16 protein-coding genes are annotated in these 16544 nt (G+C 70.7%); 9 read left to right on the top strand and 7 right to left on the bottom strand.

Annotated features, from left to right (window positions below; translation table 11 throughout):
• The first annotated feature begins 27 nt into the window (after positions 1 to 27).
• Positions 28 to 579: a dihydrofolate reductase family protein gene (locus ACGFIO_RS16360; protein ID WP_392826973.1), complete on the top strand. Its 552-nt coding sequence runs from the start codon at positions 28 to 30 to the stop codon at positions 577 to 579.
• Positions 580 to 624: 45 nt separating this feature from the next.
• A complete protein-coding gene (locus tag ACGFIO_RS16365; protein WP_392826974.1) occupies positions 625 to 1260 on the top strand; it encodes a dihydrofolate reductase family protein in 636 nt (211 codons plus the stop codon).
• Positions 1261 to 1458: 198 nt separating this feature from the next.
• On the opposite strand, the gene ACGFIO_RS16370 is transcribed toward ACGFIO_RS16365, so the two are convergent.
• A complete protein-coding gene (locus tag ACGFIO_RS16370) occupies positions 1459 to 2640 on the bottom strand; it encodes an FAD-binding oxidoreductase (protein ID WP_392826976.1) in 1182 nt (393 codons plus the stop codon).
• A gap of 109 nt (positions 2641 to 2749) precedes the next feature.
• Here ACGFIO_RS16370 and ACGFIO_RS16375 point away from each other — a divergent pair, with 109 nt between their 5' ends.
• Complete coding sequence (locus tag ACGFIO_RS16375) at positions 2750 to 4843, top strand: S9 family peptidase (protein WP_392826978.1); 2094 nt, start codon at positions 2750 to 2752, stop codon at positions 4841 to 4843.
• Positions 4844 to 5084: 241 nt separating this feature from the next.
• On the opposite strand, the gene ACGFIO_RS16380 is transcribed toward ACGFIO_RS16375, so the two are convergent.
• The 4 genes from ACGFIO_RS16380 to ACGFIO_RS16395 form a co-directional block, all read right to left on the bottom strand.
• A complete protein-coding gene (locus ACGFIO_RS16380; RefSeq protein ID WP_392826980.1) occupies positions 5085 to 6608 on the bottom strand; it encodes an FtsX-like permease family protein in 1524 nt (507 codons plus the stop codon).
• Between the two features lie 136 nt (positions 6609 to 6744).
• Positions 6745 to 7434, bottom strand: a complete 690-nt coding sequence (locus tag ACGFIO_RS16385; RefSeq protein ID WP_392826982.1) for an ABC transporter ATP-binding protein — start codon at positions 7432 to 7434, stop codon at positions 6745 to 6747.
• Positions 7431 to 7967 carry a PadR family transcriptional regulator gene (locus ACGFIO_RS16390; protein WP_392826984.1) on the bottom strand — a complete coding sequence of 179 codons (537 nt, stop codon included), beginning with the start codon at positions 7965 to 7967 and terminating at the stop codon, positions 7431 to 7433. The genes ACGFIO_RS16385 and ACGFIO_RS16390 overlap by 4 nt, the downstream gene beginning before the upstream one ends.
• A 78-nt stretch (positions 7968 to 8045) precedes the next feature.
• Entirely contained in the window at positions 8046 to 8399 is a 354-nt protein-coding gene (locus tag ACGFIO_RS16395; protein ID WP_364322269.1) for an STAS domain-containing protein, read from the bottom strand.
• Between the two features lie 143 nt (positions 8400 to 8542).
• Here ACGFIO_RS16395 and ACGFIO_RS16400 point away from each other — a divergent pair, with 143 nt between their 5' ends.
• Genes ACGFIO_RS16400 through ACGFIO_RS16425 form a run of 6 tightly spaced genes read left to right on the top strand, consistent with a single transcriptional unit; the run spans position 8543 to position 14067 of the window.
• The gene (locus ACGFIO_RS16400) at positions 8543 to 9388 is read left to right on the top strand and encodes an STAS domain-containing protein (protein ID WP_392826986.1); all 846 of its coding nucleotides are present in this window, start codon (positions 8543 to 8545) and stop codon (positions 9386 to 9388) included.
• Between the two features lies 1 nt (position 9389).
• Positions 9390 to 9791 carry an STAS domain-containing protein gene (locus ACGFIO_RS16405; RefSeq protein ID WP_392826988.1) on the top strand — a complete coding sequence of 134 codons (402 nt, stop codon included), beginning with the start codon at positions 9390 to 9392 and terminating at the stop codon, positions 9789 to 9791.
• Positions 9788 to 10183: an ATP-binding protein gene (locus ACGFIO_RS16410; RefSeq protein WP_392826990.1), complete on the top strand. Its 396-nt coding sequence runs from the start codon at positions 9788 to 9790 to the stop codon at positions 10181 to 10183. Before ACGFIO_RS16405 ends, ACGFIO_RS16410 begins: the two co-directional genes overlap by 4 nt.
• Positions 10180 to 11205 (top strand): SpoIIE family protein phosphatase, encoded by a 1026-nt coding sequence (locus ACGFIO_RS16415; RefSeq protein ID WP_392826991.1) that lies wholly within the window; start codon positions 10180 to 10182, stop codon positions 11203 to 11205. The genes ACGFIO_RS16410 and ACGFIO_RS16415 overlap by 4 nt, the downstream gene beginning before the upstream one ends.
• Positions 11198 to 12541 (top strand): ATP-binding protein, encoded by a 1344-nt coding sequence (locus tag ACGFIO_RS16420; RefSeq protein ID WP_392826993.1) that lies wholly within the window; start codon positions 11198 to 11200, stop codon positions 12539 to 12541. The genes ACGFIO_RS16415 and ACGFIO_RS16420 overlap by 8 nt, the downstream gene beginning before the upstream one ends.
• Entirely contained in the window at positions 12538 to 14067 is a 1530-nt protein-coding gene (locus ACGFIO_RS16425) for a SpoIIE family protein phosphatase (protein ID WP_392826994.1), read from the top strand. The genes ACGFIO_RS16420 and ACGFIO_RS16425 overlap by 4 nt, the downstream gene beginning before the upstream one ends.
• 178 nt (positions 14068 to 14245) lie before the next feature.
• Here ACGFIO_RS16425 and ACGFIO_RS16430 read toward each other — a convergent pair whose 3' ends face one another.
• Together ACGFIO_RS16430 and ACGFIO_RS16435 are read right to left on the bottom strand one after the other, a co-directional pair.
• On the bottom strand, positions 14246 to 14773 hold the full coding sequence (locus tag ACGFIO_RS16430) for a TetR/AcrR family transcriptional regulator (RefSeq protein WP_392826996.1): 528 nt from the start codon (positions 14771 to 14773) through the stop codon (positions 14246 to 14248).
• 127 nt (positions 14774 to 14900) lie between these two features.
• The gene (locus ACGFIO_RS16435) at positions 14901 to 16469 is read right to left on the bottom strand and encodes an MFS transporter (RefSeq protein ID WP_392826998.1); all 1569 of its coding nucleotides are present in this window, start codon (positions 16467 to 16469) and stop codon (positions 14901 to 14903) included.
• Positions 16470 to 16544: the final 75 nt, after the last annotated feature.

Raw genomic sequence — 16544 nt, forward strand, 5'->3', positions numbered from 1 at the left:
TCGTACGGCGCTGGCAGGCTTTCGGGCATGGCGCTTACGACGTATTACACCGCGACCACGCTCGATGGGTACATCGCCGATTCCGACAACTCGCTCTCGTGGCTGTTCGAGGCGGACTCCGGTGACAACTCGGACTTTCCCTCGTTCTTCGCCTCGATCGGGGCCTTCGCCATGGGCCGGACGACCTGGGAATGGGTCATCGACCACGAGGATCTGCGCTCCGATCCGGCCAAGTGGCACGGCTATTACGGCGACGTCCCCGCGTGGGTCTTCAGCAACCGTTCGCTGGATCCGGTGCCCGGCGTCGATGCCCGCTTTGTCCGGGGCGAGGTGCGGCCGGTGCACGCCGAGATGGTCGCCGCGGCCGGCGAGAAGGACATCTGGTTGGTCGGGGGCGGTGATCTGGCCGGGCAGTTCGCCGACGCCGGGCTGCTCGACCAGCTGATCGTCGGGGTCGCGCCGGTGACACTCGGTGCCGGCGCCCCGCTACTCCCACGGCGGCTCCCGTCCACCCGCCTCACCCTGACGTCGGTGCGGCAGGTGCATCAGTTCGCCTACCTCACGTACGCGGTCAGTTAGGCATTTCGCCCGTTTTTGTCCAGCGGAAGTGGCATCGTGATCGTCGTGAAGACGCAGTACTACACCGCGACGAGCATCGACGGATACATCGCCGATCCGGACAATTCGCTCGACTGGCTGTTCGAGGTCGACGAGGGCACCGACAACCCGTTCGGGGCGTTCTTTGCCGGGGTGGGCGCCTTCACCATGGGCGCCACCACCTATGAGTGGATCCTCGCCAACGACAACCTGCTCGAGGAACCGCAAAACTGGCACGACATGTACGGCGACGTACCGTGCTGGGTCTTCACCCACCGTGACCTGCCACCGGTACCGGACGCCAACATCTTCTTCATCAGCGGTGACGTGCGGCGCGTCCACGAGGCGATGGTGGTCGCCGCCCAAGGCAAGAACGTCTGGCTCGTCGGCGGCGGCGACCTGGTGGGCGAGTTCGCCGACCAGGGACTGCTCGACGAGATCATCCTGGGCGTGGCGCCGGTGATGCTGGGCGCCGGGGCGCCGCTGCTGCCCCGGCGGCTGACTTCGCACCAGCTGGCGCTCACGCAGGTGGCGCAGATGGGGCAGTTCGCCTATCTGAGCTATGCGGTGGGGTCGCTGGCCGATTTCGGGCGGCACAAGGCGACCGAGGTTCTGGGCAGCGCCCACCCGACCGAGCCGGCCGAGCTCTTCCACCAGCCCTAACCCTCAACGGGCTCGTGCTCCGCGCGTACCAGGGCCTGAAACGGCGAAGCCGGTGCTGCCGTGGGCGGTGATCCCGTGGCCGAGGGCCCGGTCGAAATCAGGGTCTCCATCAGCTCAGCACCTTGCGGTAGATGCGGTAGTCGGTCGACACGGCCAGGATGGCCGCAGTCCGGAAGGCCACGGTCAGAAGAACCTCAGTCAGAAGAGCTCACGGCGACCGGCGATGTCGACCTCTCGGGCAATCGCCGGCGGCGCGCTGATGACCATCGCGCGGCCGCTGCGAGCCATCAGGACGCTGCGGACCGAGTCCACGATGGCGGCGATGCGGTCGGGGGCCAGGTCGCCGGGCAGGACCGCGTGCACCGTGCCGACGCCGGCCGAGCCACGGATCGGAACCGCGCCGCCGGCCGCGTCGCGTAAGGCGTACACGGCGGCATGAAGGTCTTCGATCTTGACCGAGATGCGCAGGGCGACATCCTTGGCGGTGAACGGGTAGCGGCCCCACCAGGTCGGTGCGATCTCGGCGATCTCGGCGCCCGCGCCCAACGACCGGACCAGCCGGCCCGCGCGCTCGACCACCGATTGCGCGCCGCCTTCGAGCAGAACCGCGACCGCGCCTGGTGGTTGCTCGACGGTGCGGCCGCCGGGCATGGGAGTGGGTAGGTCGACCTCGACCGCGCTGGGGTCGACCTGCTGCGCGAGAGCCTCGTCGACCAGGTTGTGGACCTGAAGCGGGGTCGAGACGGGTATGGACACCCAGCGCCGGGCGGCCGGCAGCGGCTCGAGCCGGAGCACCGCGGTCAGCAGCACGCCCTCGAAGTCGTCGCCGACCAGGTCGGTGTCGCGGCGGCGGCCTTCCGGGTCCACATAGCCCACCCCCGCGACCTGGGCGGCGGGCTGGCCGTACTTGTGGCGCAGCGGACCGGACTCGTTGGTGGCGAGCATGCCCCCGACGGTGGCCGCGCGGGACGGCGGGTCGACGGCCAGCCGCTGGCCGCGCAGGGCCAGGGCGGCCTGCAGGGCGCGGACGGGCGTGCCCGTGCCGACCTCGGCGGACAACTCGGAGGGACGGTGGTTCCACAGGCCGCCGAGGCGCCCGGTGTCCACCAGGAGGTCGACGCCGGCCGGTGGCGTACCCCAATCGATCTTGCTGCCGGAACCCCGGGCCATCGCGGCGAGCCCCCGCTCCGCCGCGATCCGCAGGGTGTCCTCGACCTGACGGGCGGTCGCCGGGACGGTCACGAAGCTGACCCGCCGGCCGGCGACGGTGTCGACCGAGCGGGCGGTACGCGCGAAGTCGGGGCCGCTGATATCGGCCAGTGCGCGCAGCACCGGCTCGCGGCGTGGCGGTAACGGGGGCGAGCCGTTCGTCGCGGGCATCACACCGTCCCCTGACATCGATGACCCGGAAGATCGTCCATTCTGGCGTATCGTACACATGTTCGAATGGGGCCGGGGAGGGCTGTTCATGCGACTAGTCGGCGCTGACATGCGAAGACACGACGGTAACCTGAGCGGGGTGACGAGCAATGTGCCTTCGGCCGCCCGCGTCCCCTCCGAGCGGACCTTCCACGGCGACACCGTGACTGACGACTACGCTTGGCTGACGGATAAGGACAATCCCGACACGATCTCCTATCTGGAGGCGGAGAACGCCTTCACCGAGCAGACGACGGCGCATCTGGCCGGTCTGCGCGAGACGGTGTTCGGCGAGATCAAGGCGCGGACCCAGGAGACCGACCTGACGGTGCCGGTCCGCAAGGGCGAGTGGTGGTATTACACACGTACGCAGGAGGGCAAGCAGTACGGCATCCAGTGCCGCGTGCCGGTCCGCCCCGGCGAAACCGCCCCGCCGGCCGAGGGCGCCGCCGACGAGCAGGTGCTGCTGGACGGCAACGAACTGGCCGAGGGCAACGAGTTCTTCCAGCTCGGCACGTTCGACGTGAGCCCCGACGGCAACTGGCTGGCCTACTCGACCGACTTCACCGGCGACGAGCGCTTCACCCTCAAGGTCAAGGATCTGCGTACGGGTGAGGTGCTCGCCGACGAGGTCACCGACACGGGGTACGGCAGCGCCTGGTCGCTGGACGCGTCGGTGCTGTTCTACATCACGGTCGACGACGCCTGGCGCCCCTACCGCGTGTGGCGCCACATCGTCGGCCACCCCGCCACCGACGACGTGATGATCTTCGAGGAGCCCGACGAGCGCTTCTTCGTCGGCGTCGATCTCACCCGCAGCGACAAGTTCATCCTGATCGACGCCCACAGCAAGATCAGTTCTGAGGTACGCGCGATTCCCGCCGACACCCCGACGGCCGAGCCGGTGGTGATCGCCCCACGCCGGCAGGGCGTCGAATACTCGGTCGAGCACCACGGCCACCGCTTCCTGATCCTGCACAACCACGAGGCGGAGGACTTCGCGCTGGCGTACACGTCGGCCGACGCCCCCGGCGACTGGGTCGAGCTGATCCCGCCGCAGCCCGGCATCCGGCTCGAGTCGGTCGACTCGTTCCAGCGGCACGTGGTGATCTCGCTGCGCAAGGACGGCCTGACCGGCCTGCGGGTGATGGCCGACGGCAGCACCGAGGCGTACGACATGGAGTTCCCCGAGCCGCTCTACAGCGTCGGGCTGACCTCCAACCCGGAGTACGACACCCAGACCATGCGGATCAGCTACACGTCGATGGTCACCCCCGAGTCGGTGTACGACGTGGACCTCATCACCCGCGAGATGACCCTGCGCAAGCGCCAGCCGGTGCTCGGCGGCTACGACCCGGCCCGGTACGACCAGTTCCGCGAGTGGGCGATCGCCGACGACGGCACGAAGGTCCCGATCTCGATCGTCGCGCGCAAGGGCACGCCACGCGACGGCTCCGCCCCGCTCGTGCTCTACGGCTACGGCTCGTACGAGTACAGCATCGACCCCTACTTCTCCATCGCCCGTCTGTCCCTGCTGGACCGAGGCGTGGTCTTCGCGATCGCCCACATCCGCGGCGGCGGCGAGATGGGCCGTCGCTGGTACGAGGACGGCAAGCTGCTGGCCAAGAAGAACACGTTCACCGACTTCGTGGCCTGCGCCCAGACGCTGGTCAAGCACGCGTGGACGTCGGCCGACCGCCTGGTCGCCCGCGGCGGCTCGGCCGGCGGCCTCCTGATGGGCGCGGTGGCCAACCTCGCCCCCGACGCGTTCGCCGGCATCGTGGCCCAGGTCCCGTTCGTCGACCCGCTGACCAGCATCCTCGACCCGTCGCTCCCGCTCACGGTCACCGAGTGGGAGGAGTGGGGCAACCCCCTGGAAGACCCCGACGTGTACGCCTACATGAAGTCCTACTCCCCCTACGAGAACGTGGCGCCGGTCCGTTATCCGCAGATCCTGGCCATGAGCGGGCTCAACGACACCCGGGTCCTCTACCACGAGCCGGCCAAGTGGGTGGCCCGACTGCGGGCAGTGGCGCCGGAGGGCACCTACCTCCTGAAAACGGAGATGGGAGCCGGCCATGGTGGGCCGTCGGGCCGCTATGACGCCTGGAAAGAGGAGGCGTTTGTGGCGGCTTGGGTCTTGGACGTGGTCGGACTGGCATAGCCCCCTCTCTCCCCCGCCGGCCGGGGAATGCGGCAATACCCCTGCCGGCCGGGGGCGCGGCAACAAATCCATGCCGTCGACGCTATCGATCCGGCCTGCCCGGAGCCATGAGGTCGACCGCCGACCTCATCGGACCAACCACAGCCACGACTGTGGAGAAGCCCACCCAAAGCGAGCGCCGCAGAGAAGCCCGCCCAAAGGCGAACGCCACAGAACAGCGCCCCGAAGGCGAACCGCACCCCTAGGCGGTACGCAACTCGCTGAGATCGGTGGTCGAGCGCAGCACCAGCAGCCCGGCCACAGTGGCCAGCAGCATCGCCGCCAGCACCACGGCGGCCAGGAGGGCCAGGCCCGTCCACGGGACCGGGATGTTCAGCACGATCTCGTGCTTGGTCACCCATTGGACGTACGGCGGCTCCCCGGTCTCGCACTGCGCCGACGTGCCGGTACAGATCGTCTGGGTTTCGGTTCGTTTCTCGGTGGTGCCCATCAGGCGGGCCAGTCCGGTGCCGGCGGTCAGGGCGATCGCCGCCGCCGGCAGCAGCGGGGTGAAGGTGTGCCACAGGATGCTCTCGGACAGGGTCCGCCGGGGTACGCCGACCGCGTTCAGTGCGGCGTACGACCGGCTGCGGGCCACGATGCTCTCGACCATCGCCACCAGGACGCCGGCGGTCGCCACGACCAGCGCGACCGCCACCGCGATCAGGACCAGGCGCAGGGCGCCCAGGTAGAACTCGTCGGGCGCGGCGCTGCCCTGGGTCGTGCCGTCGGTCGACAGCGCGTTGATCTTCGCGTCGGCGGCGAAGCCGGTGATCATCATTTCGCGGTAGCCCAGGGCGATGGCGCCGGCCAGGATGCCGGTCAGCAGGGCGGCGAGGGTACGGCTGCCGTTCCACGGGTCGGCCATCAGGCGGCGGGATGCCAGCAGGATCGCGGGGCGCCGGCCGACCCGATGCAGGACCCGGCCCGCTGTGTACGAGATCCAGCCGGTGCCGAGGACCACACCGACCATGGTGGACACCACGCCGACGCCCATGATCGTGGCCGTCGTGTTCGGGGACAGGGCGTTGTCGCGCAAGTGGGACGGGCCGTCGAAGAGGATCAGACCGGCGGCGATGAGCAGGCCGGGCCACGGCTTGGGCGAGCGCTTCCGGCCGCGCCGCAGGACGCCGAGCGGCCCGATCAGGACGCGCCGCAGCAGGAGCATGCCGATCAGCGCGGCGGCCAGCGGGACGATCAGCAGCAGGACGGTGATCGTCGCGGTGGACGGCAGGACGTCGGTGGGCAAGACCAGAAGACCTTGCGGGGTACGCCGTTCCAGCAGCACCCGCAGCAGCAGGTAGCCCCCGAAGCCGGCGGCCGAGCCGAGGATGCCGGCCACGAAGGTCTCGGCCGCGGCGATCAGCGCGGCCTGACCTGGGGTGGCGCCGGCCAGGCGGATCGCGGCCAGCCGCCGGTCCCGGGCCGGTGCACCCAGGCGGACGCATTGCCCGGCCAGCGCCAGGACCGGCAGCGCGAGCATGACCAGGGCGATCACCACGCCCGAGCGCAGACCCGACTCGACCAACAGGGTGCTGGCGTACTGACTGGAGCCGGCGGTGAGCTCGCCGTCGGGGCCCGGGGCGCCGCCGTCGATGGCGGCCACTGTCGCGGCGGCCAGTAGGGCCACTGCCGCCAGCGCGGCGCTGCCGGCGGTCAGGCCGGTGCGGAGACGATCGGTGCGGCTCCCGGCCAGCGCCAGCCGAAACAGCGTGCCGGGCCTCATCGAACCGCCCCCACACCACGACAAAACACACGCGGAGCAAGGAAGGGGGCGGAACAAAGCGGGCGCACCGCGGGGCGAAGGGCGCGCGGGTTGAAGCGGCGGGAGCGCGGGGCGAGGCGGAGGACTGCGGCCGCGGTCATCGGACCGAACCCAGGCCAAGGCCGGTGGGATCCACGACACCGTCGCGGAGCATGACTTCGCGGTCGGCGTACGCGGCGATCTGGGTCTCATGGGTGATCAGCACGACCGCCATCCGCTCGGCCCGCGCCACCTGGACGATCTCGGTGAGGACCTGTTCGCCGGTGCGGACGTCGAGGGCGCCGGTGGGCTCGTCGGCGAAGAGGACCGCGGGGGCGGTGACCATCGCGCGGGCCAGGGCGCAACGCTGCTGCTGGCCGCCGGACATCTCGCCGGGCCGCCGGCCGGCCTGGTCGGCGACGCCGAAGCGGTCCAGCCAGTTGAGGGCGGCGGTGTGCGCGGCGCGGCGGCGGGCCCCGGCCAGCAGCAACGGCAGGGCGACGTTCTCGGCCGCGGTGAGCTCGGGGACCAGCTGGCCGAACTGGAAGAGGATGCCGAACCGGGTCCGCCGCAGAGTGGAGCGCCGGGCTTCGGACCAGCCGGCGATGTCCTCCCCGCGGAAGAGCACCTGCCCCTGGTCGACCGGCATGATGCCGGAGAGGCAGTGCAGCAGCGTCGACTTGCCGCAGCCGGACGGGCCGGTGATGGCGACGATCTCGCCCTCACCGACAGTGATGTCGACGCCGCGCAGGGCCGGGGTGACGCCGTACGAGCGGGTCAGGCCGGTGCCGGCCAGCACTGGGGTCATCGGTGCACCTCCGAGGAGAGTTCGGCCACCCGGCGCAGGGTGTTCTCCAGCCAGCGCAGGTCGGCGTCGAGATGGCCGAGGGCGTAGTCGGCGGCGACGATGTCGGTGAGGCCGGCGCCGGGGCTGGTCTTGAGCTGGGTGAGCTCGCGCATGCGTTGGACGTGGGCGGCACGCTGGGCGATCAGGTAGTCGCGGGCCCGGTGCTCGTCGGCGACCAACAGGCTGACCACGACCTTGGTGAAGAGCGTGCTGACCACGTACGGCGCGGGGGTCTCGACCTCGGTCAGCCACCGGTCGAGGTGGGCCCGGCCGGTGTCGGTCAGCGCGAACGAGGTGCGGTCGGGGCCGGCGTCGCGGTCCTGGCCGGAGGGGGCGACGTAGCCGTCCCGTTGCAGCCGGCCGAGGGTGGCGTACACCTGGCCGTAGGCGACCGGTTTGGCCCGGGGCAGGCGCTCGTCGTGGGCACGCTTGAGGTCGTAGCCGTGCCGGGGCCCGGCGGCGAGCAGCCCGAGCAGAACGTGGGGCGTCGACATGCCGGACACTATTCACTGAGTGAATAGCCGGCGTCAAGAGAGCCCCCTCCACTAGGAGGGGGCTCGCGTGCGAAGTCTTTAGGCGGTGGGGCTTTCCTGGGCGTCGACGGCCTCGTCCACCGAGGGGTACGTGTGCAGCACCTCGACCAGGCCACTCACCTCGAGGATGCGCAGCACGCCGCGCTGCGGGGCGGCCAGGCGCACGACACCACCGGCGTCGTCGGTGCTGTTCTTGGCCCGGACGAAGACCGACAGCCCGGTCGAGTCGCAGAACGACACCTCGGCCAGATCGAAGACCAGCCGGTTGCGACCCTTCTCGAGCAGGTCACTGATCTGGTCCTGCAGCTGTGGGGCGGTCGCCATGTCGAGCTCACCGGCCACCGAGACCACGACGACATCGCCGCGTTGTTCCGTTTGTACCGTCAGGGACATTCAGGACCTCCAGTTATGAGCAGACGGTACTCCACGAGCCCGGTGACGTGCAGCACGGGGCGTTAGTTGGCTGATGGCAACTATTGGCGGCGCCGGTGGTAGAGTCCCGCCCGTCGCATTGGGTCCACAGCTGGGAGGCCGCGGTGGCGCTGACTTCGGATGAGGCGAGCCGCTTCGCCGAGTTGTTGAAAGGTCACGCCGATGACCTGAGCCGGCGATGGGTGGAGGTCGTCACGTCGAGCCTGCGCGGGCGCCTGAGTCACGCCGAGCTGGAACGCCAGATCGGCGATCTGCAGCGCGCCTTCATCACCGCGCTCGACGGCGGGGCGGCCGGCCTCGACGCGGACAGCGCGGCCGAGCTCCGGGGCCTGCTCGGCGACCTGTCGGCGACCCGGGCCCGGCAGGGCTTCACGGCCAACGAGACCGCGGTCAGCGTGTTCGCGTTGAAGGACATCGTGCTCGGCATCCTGGGAACGAACGGCAGCGACGGCGCCGCCACCTTGAGTGACTACGTCGCGTTCTCCGCCTTCGTCGACCAGGCCGCGCTCCACACCTTCGACAGCTTCGTCCGGGTCCGCGAGGAACTCATCGCCGACCAGGCCGAGCAGCTGCTGGAGCTGTCCACCCCGGTGGTCAAGCTGTGGGAGGGCGTGGTCGCGGTCCCGCTGGTCGGCACGCTCGACTCGGCCCGGGCCCAGGTGGTCATGGAACGCCTGCTGCAGACGCTGGTGGACACCGGATCCCCGTACGCGATCATCGACATCACCGGCGTGCCGGCGGTCGACACCCAGGTCGCGCAGCACGTGCTCAAGACCGTGGTGGCCGCCCGCCTGATGGGCGCCGAGTGCATCATCTCCGGCATCCGCCCGCAGATCGCCCAGACGATCGTGGCCCTGGGCATCGAGTTCGGCGACATCGCGACCAAGGCGTCCCTGGCCGACGCACTGCGCCACGTGATCAGGCTCAACGCCCCGGGCAAGGGCCGCTGACATGGAGCGGGTCCCGATTCTGAAGATCGGCGACGTCCTGCTCGTCTCGATCCAGATCGACATGGAGGACCAGGTCGCCCTGCAGTTGCAGGAAGACCTGGCCGACCGGATCGTCGCCACCAGCTCGCACGGCGTGATCATCGACATCAGCGCGCTGGACATCGTCGACTCGTTCGTCGGCCGCACCCTGGCCACGATCGCCTCCATCTCCCGCGTGCTGGACGCCGAGACGGTCGTCGTCGGCATGCGCCCGGCCGTGGCGATCACGCTGGTCGAGCTGGGCCTTCAGCTGCCCGGCATCCGGACCGCCCTGAACGTCGAGCTGGGTATGGCGATGCTGGCCCGAGCCGGGTACGACGCGGACATCGGCGAGGACGACGACGAGCCGGTGCCAACGCCATGACCGAACGGATCACGGTCGCTTCCGACCAGGACGTCGTCCGCGTCCGCCAGTTGATCCGGACCGCCGCCGTGGCCGCCAAGCTCTCCCTCGTCGACCAGACCAAGCTGGTCACCGCGGCCAGTGAGCTGGCCCGCAACACGCTGGTCTACGGCGGCGGGGGCACCGTCGAGCTGATCTCGGTGGACAACGGGCGACGCAAGGGCATCCGCATCGTCTTCGCCGACGAAGGGCCGGGGATCGCCGACCTCGATCTCGCGCTCACCGACGGGTACACCACCGGCGGCGGGCTCGGGCTCGGGCTGTCCGGTGCGCGCCGGCTGGTCGACGAGTTCGAGATCGACACCAAGATCGGTGAGGGTACGACCATTACGGTCACCAAGTGGTGTCGATGAACGATGACGTGCTCAGCGGGCTGCTGGACGGCGGCGCCTGGTTCCGGGTCGAGGAGGCCGCCTCCGCCTCGGGCGTCCGACGCGCCGCCGAACGCCTGGCCGCCGAGCTCGCCCTGCCCGCCAAGCGGCTGGCCGACCTGTCGATCATGGTCGCCGAGGCCGCGGGCAACCTGGTCAAGCACGCCGAGCAGGGCACAATGATGGTCCGCACGGTACGCGACGAGGCCAGCGCGAGCGCGGGGGTCGAGGTGATCGCCATGGACAGCGGACCCGGCATGGCCGACGTCGCCCGCTCGGCCTTCGACGGGCACTCCACCGCCGGCACGCTGGGCATCGGGCTGGGCGCGATCCTGCGCCAGGCGAGCTGGGCCGATCTGCACTCCGTACCCGGCAAGGGCACCGTGCTGACCGCCCAGATCTGGCCCGCGACGGCGCCCGCACCCGCCTGGGCCGCCGGAATCACCCGGCCGCTGACCGGCGAGCAGCACAGCGGCGACGCCTGCGCGGTGCGCGTCGCCGACGGCCGCCACCAGGTGCTGATGGTCGACGGCCTGGGCCACGGTCCGCTGGCCGCGGCGGCCGCCCAGGAGGCCGTACGCGTCTTCCGGCTCGCCGCCCCCGGACCACCCACGACCGTCGTCGAAGCCCTGCACCGCGGCCTCGCACACACCCGCGGCGCGGCCGTCGCCGTCGCCGAGACCGACCAGGAGGCCGGCGTGGTGCACTACGCCGGACTGGGCAACATCACCGGAACCATCCACGCGCACGGCGTCCCGCGCAAGGGCCTGGTGTCGCTGCCGGGCATCGCCGGCCACCAGCGGCGGCAGATCCGGTCGTACGACTACTCGTTCCCGACCGGCTCGACGCTGATCATGCACTCCGACGGCGTGGTCGACCGCTGGAACCCCGGGGACTATCCCGGCCTGCTCAGTCACTCACCGCAGGTGATCGCCGCGACGGTGCTGCGCGACGCCGGCACCCGCCGTGACGACGCCGGCGTGCTGGTGGCCCGCCATGAATGACGTCCTGGCCCAGATCCGGCTCCGGGTGGCGCAGGACGTGTTCGTCGTCCGGCAGCTCGGCCGTGAGGTCGCCCGCGAAATGGGCCTGGAGGAACAGGATCAGACCCGGGTGGCCACCGCGCTCAGCGAGGCGGCCCGGGTGATGGTGGCGAGCGGACAGGTCACGACGGTCGCGTTCCGGCTCGCCCAAGGCCCCGCCCCCAGTCTTCTGGTAGAGATGACTCGTCCGGTCGGCGCTGACGCGGCGCCGGTCGCCGAGCAGTTGCGGGTGGCCGGACGGCTGGTCGACATGATGGAGGTCGATGATGGTGAGACGGGTACGGTGGTCCGGATGGCGCGCCGCCTCCCGGCCGGGGCCAACAGTCTGACCCCGGAATCCATGGACGAGATCCGCGCCCGCCTCGACGCGCACCGGCCCGGCACCCCGCTCGACGAGCTGGCGGTGCAGAATCAGCAGCTCATTTCCGCCCTCGACGAGGTGCGGGCGCAGCGTGACGACCTGGCCCGGCTGAACGCCGAGCTGGAAGAGACCAACAAGGGCGTGATGGCGCTCTACCACCAGCTCTCCGAGGAGCTGGAGGAGACCAACCGCGGTGTGGTGGCGCTCTATGCCGAGCTGGACGAGAAATCGGTGCAGCTGCGCGCGGCCAGCGAGGCGAAGAGCCGGTTCCTGGCCAATGTCAGCCACGAGCTGCGCGCCCCGGTCACCGCGATCATCGGGCTGAGCCGGCTGCTCGCCGACGACGGCTCCGACCAGCTGACCAGCGAGCAGGACCGCCAGGTGGAGCTGATCCGCACCTCCGCCACCGACCTCCTGGCCCTGGTCAACGACCTGCTCGACCTGGCCAAGGCCGAGGCCGGCCGGATCGAGCCGACGCCGTCCGACGTCGACCTGCGCGCGGTCTTCGGCCAGCTCCGCGGCACCCTGCGCCCGCTGGCCACCCGTCCCGAGGTGGACTTCGTGGTCGAGGAGCCCGGGCTGCCGGTCCTGCGCACCGACGAGGTGCTGCTGGCCCAGGTGTTACGCAACCTGCTGACCAACGCGATCAAGTTCACGGCCGAGGGTTCGGTGCGGCTGAGCGTGACCCCGGTCGGCGACGACGCCGTCTTCAAGGTCGCCGACACCGGCGCCGGCATCCCACCTGAGCTGCACGAACGCGTCTTCGAGGAGTTCTACCAGGTGCCCGGCAGCCGGGCGCTGAGCGGCAAGGGCACCGGCCTCGGTCTGCCGTACGCCCGCCGCTTGGTCACCATCCTCGGTGGTGCGCTCCGGGTCGAGTCCGAGCCCGGGAAGGGGAGCACATTCACCGTCGTCCTGCCGGTCGGTGCGCCGTGACTCCCGCCTCGATCCTGGTCGTCGACGACAGTGCTACCAAGCGTTACCTGCTGGTGAGCTGGCTGAGCCGGGCCGGCTTCAGCGTGCTCGAGGCCGAGGCCGGTACGGACGCGCTGGCCATGCTGCCCGGCGCCGCCGTCGACCTGGTGGTACTCGACGTGAAGCTGCCGGACATGAGCGGTTTCGACGTCTGCGAGAGGATCAAGAGCGATCCCGAGTACGGAGTGCTGCCGGTGATCCACGTGTCGGCGCACGCGGTCGACGTGGTCGATCGGGCTCAGGGCCTCAACCGCGGCGCGGACGCCTACCTGGTCGAGCCGATCGAACCGGACGAACTGATCGCGACCGTCCAGGCGGTGCTGCGCTATTACCGAGCCCGGCAGCGGGCCGAGACGCTGGCCGCGCGCATGGTCAAGCTGGCCGAGACCACGCTGGAGATCAACTCCTCGTCGACCCTGTCCGGCCTGCTGGAGGCGGCCGCGGCCGGCGCCCTGTCGATCTTCGGCGGCCCGGTGGTGGTGCTGGCCGAGAACTCCGACGGCGTCAGCCTGGCCGCGACCGGCTCTCCGGTGCGGCCGTGGTCGCTGGACGACGGCAACGTGGCCGTGGGTTCGCTGGTCCGCACCGACGAACCCGGCGACTGGGACGTGGTGTCCTGGCCCGAGGGCGAGTCCGTCGCGGTGGCGGTGGCGCGGCTGCGCATCGACCGGCCGCCGGTCTATGTGGCCGTGCCGGGCAGTTCGCAGACGCCCGGCTTTCCGGTGCTGCGGCAGCTCGTGCAGGCGGTGGCGGCGGCGGTCGAGGCGCAACGGTCGTACGACGAGGAGCACCGGATCGCGGTCATGCTCCAGCGCAGCCTGCTGCAGTCGCGGCTGCCCGAGGTGCCCGGCCTGGAACGGGCGGTCCGCTACGAGCCGGCCGGCCACCAGACCGAGGTCGGCGGCGACTTCTACGAGATGACCATGGTCGACGGCCGCTTGCTGGTGGCGATCGGTGACGTGGCCGGGCACTCGCTGCACGCGGCCACGGTGATGGCCGAGATCCGGCACGCGGTGCGGGCCTACGCGGTCGAGGGCCATCCGCCGGGTGCGGTGCTCGAGCTGGTCAATCACTTCATGCGTACGGTGTTGCCGACCGACTCGGCCACGGTCTGCCTACTCACCCTCGAACCGGCGACCGGGCACGTGCGGATGGCCAGCGCCGGGCACCCGCCACCGCTGCTGCGTACCGCCGAGGGGGTCCGTTTCCTGCACGCGCACGGCCCGCTGCTCGGCATCAACGCCCGGCGTCCCGACGACTTCGAGTTCGTCTTGCCGCCCGGCGGCACCCTGATCCTCTACACCGACGGCCTGGTCGAACGCCGCGACGCCGACATCGACGTGGGCCTGAGCGCCCTGGCCACGGCGGCGGCCGAGGTCGAGGGCGACCTGGACGACTTCTGCACCCGCCTGCTCGACGGCCTGGCCGGCAACGGTCAGCGCGCCGACGACCTGGCCGTCATCGCCCTACGCCGCTCCGCCCCCTGAACACCCGCCCGGCCCCACCCACAGCGCCCCGGACCACCACCACTGAGCCCAGTGGTAGCCCCACGCGGCATCCGCCCCGCCCACAGCACGCTGGGCTACCACCGAAAAGCCCAGCGGTAGTCCCACGCGGCATCCGCGGCGTGGATGGCGCCCTGGGCTACCACTGGGCATTTGGGGTTCAGGCGGCGGCACCACGGAGGAAGTTGTCGACCAGCTTCTCGGCCAGGCCCTCGTGCGGGATGTTGGGGTTCCAGCGGAACCAGTTCTGCACCATGCCGGGCGCCTGAAGCATCAGCAGGCTGAGCTCGATGTCCAGGTCGGCGCGGAGTTCGCCGCTCTCGACACCGCGGCGCAGCACGTTGCGCATCAGGTCGCGGCGCGGCTCCATGACCGCTCCGAACGCCGCCCGCAACTCCTCGTCGCGCAGCAGGTCGGGGATCAGGCAGGCGGTGACCTTGCCGTAGATCTCCATACGCTTGCCCCGGTTGGCGCTGACCAGCGCGATCAGGTCGCCGCGGAGCGACTCGCCGGGCGGCTGCACCGGCGGGCCCTTCATCGTGCCGACCGCGTCGATGAGCATGGCCTCTTTGTTGGGCCACCGGCGATAGATGGTCGCCTTGCCGACCCCGGCGCGGGCGGCGACCGCCTCCATGGACAGCGCGAAACCGCTCTGCCCCTCGCTGAGCAGGTCGATCACGGCATTCATGATGGCCTCATCGGCTTTCGCACTGCGGGGCCGGCCTGGAGCGCGACCTTTGAGATCGGCATTGCGCTCCAGGTCGGTTCCCGCATCCGCGCTCGCGGTCGTCATGGCATCCATTGTTGCCTGCGCGTTACGCCTCGACCAGAGCGACGCCCTGCTCCTCGGCCAGGCTCTCCTCGGTACTGGGGGCGGGCGCCTGGGCCGGGCGCTTGCTCGGCAGCCAGATCGCCGCCGCGGCCACGCCCAGCAGGGCGACGACCACGCTGGCGATCGAGGCATAGTGCATGGCCGTCACGAAGGCGTCGTTGGCCGAGGCGACCAGCCCGGGACCGGCGGCACCGGCTTGTTCGGCCACCCCGTACGCGCCGGAGATGGACTCCTCGGCGGCCGCGCGGGCCGCGGCGGGCAGACCGGCGGGCACCTCGCCCAGATTGTCCCGGTAGACCGAGCTGACCACCGCACCGAGCGCGGCCACGCCCAGGGCGCCGCCGACCTGCCGGATGGTGTTGCTGACGGCGGAGCCGACGCCGGCCTTCTCCCGCGGGAGCGCCGCCATGATCGACTCGGTGGCGGGCGGCATCACGTTGGCCATACCCACGCCCATCAGGAAGAACAGCGCGCCGACGACCCAGATCGGGGTGTCCACGCCGATCATGGTGAAGCCGGCCAGACCGGCGGTGACCAGCAGCAGGCCGACCGTGCTGACCGCGCGGGGGCCGAACCGCTTGACCATGGCCGCGCTGCGCGGCGCGAAGACCAGCTGGCCGAGGGCGAACGGGACGAACAGCGCGCCCGAGGCCAGCGGACCGTAGCCGCGGACCAGTTGCAGGTAGAAGGCGCTGAAGAACATCGCGCCCATCGCGGCGAAGAAGATCAGGCCGATCACGCCGGTGGAGGCGGCGAACTGGCGGTTGCCGAAGAGCCGGACGTCCAACGCCGGGAACTCGCGGCTGCGCTCCCACAGCACGAAGGTGGTCAGCACGACGACCGCGCCGAGCAGCGGGCCCCAGGACTGCGGGTCGCCGAAGCCGGCCTCGCCGCCCTCGATCACGCCGTACGTGAGCAGGCTCAGGCCGATCACCGAGAGCAGCACGCCGACGATGTCGATCCGGCCCGGCTTGGGGTCACGGGACTCGGGCACCAGCACCGCGACGAGCACGATGCCGACCACCACGACCGGCACGTTGATCAGGAAGACCGAGCCCCACCAGAAGTTCTCCAGCAGGAGGCCGCCGACGATGGGGCCGATCGCGACGCCGAGTCCGACGGCGCCGGCCCAGACGCCGATGGCGCGGCCGCGCTCGCTCGGCTCGAAGACGTTGGCGATGATCGAGAGGGTGGCCGGCATGATCGCGGCGGCGCCCAGGCCCATCACCGCGCGGGCGGTGATCAGCTGGCCCGAGGTGGCGGCGTAGGCCGAGATGAGCGAGGCGATGCCGAAGACGGCCAGGCCGATGATCAGGCTGAGCCGGCGGCCGAAGCGGTCGGCCAGCACGCCGGCGGTGAACAGCAGACCGGCGAAGACCAGGGTGTACGAGTTGATCGCCCATTCGAGCTGGCTCTGGGAGGCACCCAGGCCCGCGTCGGGGTCGGCGATCGTGCGCATGGCGACGTTCAGGACCGTGTTGTCCAGAACCACCACCAGGAGGCTGATGACGAGAACGCCCAGGATCGCCCAGCGCCGGGGATGTCCGTTCATGCTGACTTCTTCCAGTTTCGATACGAGACAGGTCCGTATTATCTGAGGAAGCGTAAGCCCATCGGGCAACGATAC

The organism is Actinoplanes sp. NPDC049265 (assembly GCF_043197135.1).
Classification (GTDB): domain Bacteria; phylum Actinomycetota; class Actinomycetes; order Mycobacteriales; family Micromonosporaceae; genus Actinoplanes.

Excerpts from the sequence above, each read along its gene's own strand:
- ACGFIO_RS16395 (WP_364322269.1), bottom strand. The coding sequence starts at position 8,399 with ATGTCCCTGACGGTACAAACGGAACAACGCGGCGATGTCGTCGTGGTC.
- ACGFIO_RS16420 (WP_392826993.1), top strand. The coding sequence starts at position 11,198 with ATGAATGACGTCCTGGCCCAGATCCGGCTCCGGGTGGCGCAGGACGTG.
- ACGFIO_RS16415 (WP_392826991.1), top strand. The coding sequence starts at position 10,180 with ATGAACGATGACGTGCTCAGCGGGCTGCTGGACGGCGGCGCCTGGTTC.
- ACGFIO_RS16390 (WP_392826984.1), bottom strand. The coding sequence starts at position 7,967 with ATGTCGACGCCCCACGTTCTGCTCGGGCTGCTCGCCGCCGGGCCCCGG.
- ACGFIO_RS16360 (WP_392826973.1), top strand. The coding sequence starts at position 28 with ATGGCGCTTACGACGTATTACACCGCGACCACGCTCGATGGGTACATC.
- ACGFIO_RS16380 (WP_392826980.1), bottom strand. The coding sequence starts at position 6,608 with ATGAGGCCCGGCACGCTGTTTCGGCTGGCGCTGGCCGGGAGCCGCACC.
- ACGFIO_RS16405 (WP_392826988.1), top strand. The coding sequence starts at position 9,390 with ATGGAGCGGGTCCCGATTCTGAAGATCGGCGACGTCCTGCTCGTCTCG.
- ACGFIO_RS16435 (WP_392826998.1), bottom strand. The coding sequence starts at position 16,469 with ATGAACGGACATCCCCGGCGCTGGGCGATCCTGGGCGTTCTCGTCATC.
- ACGFIO_RS16375 (WP_392826978.1), top strand. The coding sequence starts at position 2,750 with ATGCGAAGACACGACGGTAACCTGAGCGGGGTGACGAGCAATGTGCCT.
- ACGFIO_RS16370 (WP_392826976.1), bottom strand. The coding sequence starts at position 2,640 with ATGCCCGCGACGAACGGCTCGCCCCCGTTACCGCCACGCCGCGAGCCG.
- ACGFIO_RS16385 (WP_392826982.1), bottom strand. The coding sequence starts at position 7,434 with ATGACCCCAGTGCTGGCCGGCACCGGCCTGACCCGCTCGTACGGCGTC.
- ACGFIO_RS16430 (WP_392826996.1), bottom strand. The coding sequence starts at position 14,773 with ATGAATGCCGTGATCGACCTGCTCAGCGAGGGGCAGAGCGGTTTCGCG.
- ACGFIO_RS16410 (WP_392826990.1), top strand. The coding sequence starts at position 9,788 with ATGACCGAACGGATCACGGTCGCTTCCGACCAGGACGTCGTCCGCGTC.